The organism is Planctomycetia bacterium, assembly GCA_016795155.1.
Lineage (GTDB): Bacteria > Planctomycetota > Planctomycetia > Gemmatales > HRBIN36 > JAEUIE01.
Genome location: JAEUIE010000047.1, coordinates 1 through 4,166, shown reverse-complemented (window position 1 = coordinate 4,166; position 4,166 = coordinate 1). Strand labels below are relative to the sequence as shown.

Here is a 4,166-nt window from a genome sequence, read left to right as displayed (position 1 = left end):
CGTCAGAATCACATTCTTCGATTGGGCTTCCTTCTTGTAGGTCGATACAAGAAGGCTGACTGCATTCTCAATGAGCCTGGCACAGGCAGAAATCCTTAGCTTCATCATTAAGCCTCGGCATTGAAATTTTGCACAACGTAATCCCACTCAGTACTCGCGTCAAACAGAAAATCCCTGCCTTCATGGAAAATTTAGTTTAGCTAGTGAAGAAATCACACGGCTGAATCGCCTGTTTTCTTTTTCAGAACGATGAGATTATGCTTTGCTTCCGCATTATTCGGATCGAGTTCCAGAATGCGCTGCAAGACCCGCTCTGCCAGCGGCATGTCATTTCCAGCCTTGAGTACTGCATAACTCAACAGTACCTGTGCCGCCAATAACTTGGGGAACTTTTCGGCAATCGGCATCAATCGATTCATGGCCTCCTGATACTTGCCCAGTTGCAGTTCAAGCCGACCACGCAACAAATGGCTATGCAATGGATTACGAGCATGCTTCTCCGCACCACGAGCTGCATCTTCCACCAGCGGCCAGCGTTTTTGAAGGAAGCCTATTTCAGCGAGCTCTAGCCAAAGCGGCAACAACTGCGGCACCACTTTGATGGCCGCTCCCAAGTGCGCTTCCGCCTCTTGCAAGCGACCTTGAAGCCGGTAGATTTCTGCCAGCAATAATCGTGATTTGCCCTCCCGAAGAATAGGGTCTATGCTGGCAAAATACTTGCCCTGAGGCAACGCGAGTATCCGTTCAATCGCCCGTGTAGCTCCCTGCAAGTCGCGGTTCTGCTTCAATAACAACGCTTCTTCAAAGGCCAACTCTACATCATCCGGACATTGCTTCAGCCCGCGCTGACACGTCGCCAGTGCTGCCTCCAGGCGTCCTTGTTGCTTTTCCACCTGGGAGATAAGACTGTAGAGTTTGCGTACCACCGAAGAGTCTGGAGCCGATAAATCCAGACTCCTTCGTAAATAAAATAGTGCCTTCTCGTGATCCCCCATATCCAGTGTGGACCAACCAAGGTTGAACAGGGTATAGGGATCATTGGGCCGCTCAGCGTAGTCGATCTCCAGCAGTCGGAGATTACGCTCCAGTTTTCCTTTGCGAGCTACCTCATTACTGTAGCCATGATGGTCAATGACGACATCGGCCCAGCGGACATTGCCTCCCTGACGACGTACTGCAGGAAGAATCTGTTCGTGGATCCGGTACTCCCACCGAATTTCCTCGTGTCGTGGGAAGATACGCACCTGATCGAGAACTCGCTCATTCATGTGCTGCGCATCCATGGCCGAGCGCACTTTGAGGGAATAGGCATCGCGTTCCTGGCCCAGCTTTGCAAAGAGTTCCGACATTTTCTTCCGGTTCGGTTGATCCAGGCTGTCATCCGCATCCAGCCAGATGCACCAATCGCCAGTAACCTCTTTCAGGGATGCATTGCGGGCAGCGCCAAAGTGATCGCACCAGGGGAACTCGACCACCTTAGCGCCATATTGACGAGCAATCTCGCGCGTGCGATCCACCGAACCCGTATCAGCAATCACGATCTCATCCATCAAGTCTGCAACACTCGCCAGACAGCGTCCCAGGTTCTGCTCTTCGTTCTTGACAATCATGGTCAAACTGACCCGCATTCTCTTGGGGGTAGCAGCTTGACCATGGGCACCCTGCGGGAAACGGTAGCCTGCACCTGCCTCTTTTCCCCACTTGTCTTTGAATATCTCCAGATTGCCACGCAGCAGTTGCGTCACATCGGTAGTCACCTGCCGCATGGTGCGGCTGCCGTAGTGATGGATGTAAACTTCCTGAGCCAGAACTGCCTTCTTGCCTGCATTATTCACACGCAGGCACAAATCGTCATCATCAAAGAAGCCCAAACCGTATCGTTCATCAAAACCACCGATCTCTTCCAGCACATCACGCCGGGCTAATAAGCAAAAGCCCGTCAGTCGCTTTACTTCGAGATACTTGCCTCGATACTCCCGACTCCGCCGCATCGCAAATTCAGGCAGAGCATTCAAATCATCGTACTCCCCAGCCACCAGTTGCTGATCGGTCGCATAATTAGAAACCGGCCCAGCCAATGCCACATGGGGCCAGTCAATATAGATGGCTGACCACAACCCCTGCAGCCAGTTCGGCGTCACCACCGTGTCGTTATTCAGGAAGACAATTCCCTGACCCTTCGCTTGTGCCAATCCCTGATTACATGCCTTGGGGAAGCCCAGATTCTGTTCATTGCGAATGATGCAAACTCTGGCATTCGGAAGACGCTGTTCTATCTCCTGAAAGTACTCATGTGTCCCATCCGTTGATCCATTGTCAACGAGGATCAGTTCGTATTTTCCCGTGGTATGCAGTATCACACTCTCGACACACTGCCTGGTGTAAAGCAGCTCGTTAAAGCAGGGGATGATGATCGACGATAGCGTTTCAAATTCCGGTGGGGAAGCGTCAAGCCAGGCTTCATTGGAATGCTGCGATGACGAGCAGTTCGCAATCCTTTTTCGAGTCTTGATCCATTCCAAAGCCCGTTGATGCTGCCTCGTGATAATCAGATTTCGGTAATAGATTCGAGATGCCTCAGCATGCAAAGGCAACAGTCTTACAACCTGCTCCAGGTATTTGGTTGCATCCTGGTGGAGGCCATTCCTTGACAGGAGTTCAGCAAGCATGAGTTTGGACTGACCAAATGCGGGGTCTGCATGCACCGCCTCGTATGCGGACGCAACATTCCCAGTCAGACGCGCTATCAATGTATGCAGTCGCACCGTCAGCAATTGTATCTTGGAAGGTAGAGCCTCTTCCTTAGCAGATCGTTCCCAGTAGTATCGGAATTCATCATATCCATAAGGGAAGGGGCAATCGCTGTTCAGGGAATCTGCAAGCAATTGCGGGTCGCTTGATCCGAGTAATTGCAGTGTGTGCCTTGCCTGGTGAAGAGCTAATTCCGGTTTACCCGAAAACCCATAGGCTTGAGCCAGATTGGCACTAGCGACTATTCGAGATGGATTCTGCGCCAGCAGAGTCTTCCAAGTGACAATCGCTTCTTTCCAGTCTGATTCCGCTATGCCGGTGTCAATCTTGGATCGCAGCAATGTGATCGCAAACAGATTCGACATGACAGGATCAAACGGTGATTGAGAGAGGTATTCCTGGAGTTCCTTTACTAAAGTGTTGTCAGAGAATGTTTCTTGTGATTGGCAGTACCAGGCTCGAATCCTCAGCTGATCGGAGCGCGAAAGTTCGCCGTCGAAAGCAGACAGGTTATAACAGGGAGCAATCTCGTGCTCCACAGCAAGCGACGATGCCTTCAAGGCTGCATTGCTCGCCAGCTTTTGCAGTTCAACTCCTGCATTGGTTACTCTGTTTGAAAGATCATTCACAGACTCATATGTCAGGCAATCATGATTCGGCTCCCAATACTGGAGCAATCTCTCATTGGAAACATGGATTACTGGAATCGATCCAGATGATCCTGCATGAATGCTCAGTGCCAGATTATCAACCCCAACTGCATCACAAACCGTGTAAATATAACTCTTCAGTGCTGTAGTAAATTCCTGATAGTTCCCCAGCGAAATGATGTCGAGACAAGTGTATTCCAGTTTCCATGCATCAGCTGCCAGGGTATTCTGCGAAAGGGCATAATACGAATCGATCAGCAGAGCTTTGGATTTTCGGGTTGTTGGCTCTGATTCATTATCAGCGAATGCCTGATGATCCGGTGCAGGCTGGAGAAAGCTGGAAAGGTCCAGCAGCTTCCGCAAGTTGCTATTGAGCAAGAGGCTGTGATAAGAGAGTTTTCCGGATTGTTTCTTCACTGCAAAATAAATCATGCGTCTGTTCTCAAATCATCAGAAACCGATTCGGGATCATAGCATTCCTGATTGAATGCCTCTACCAAAAAGCAAATGATCGACACATTGGACTGTAAATCAACTCCCGATGAATCATGCTATCTGTCCCTTAGCGAACCTAAATTCTTCGTGAAGAGGGTATTAAATGTTTGACGCATGGATTTCATGCGGTTACGTTGTGCAAAATTTCAATGCCGAGGCTTAATGATGAAGCTAAGGATTTCTGCCTGTGCCAGGCTCATTGAGAATGCAGTCAGCCTTCTTGTATCGACCTACAAGAAGGAAGCCCAATCGAAGAATGTGATTCTGACG

At 49.9% G+C, this 4,166-nt stretch carries 1 protein-coding gene; it reads right to left on the bottom strand.

Annotated features, from left to right (window positions below):
- Positions 1-212: 212 nt before the first annotated feature.
- Positions 213-3,833, bottom strand: coding sequence for a glycosyltransferase (locus JNJ77_16580; GenBank protein MBL8824204.1), 3,621 nt, complete (start codon positions 3,831-3,833; stop codon positions 213-215).
- Positions 3,834-4,166 lie beyond the last annotated feature (333 nt).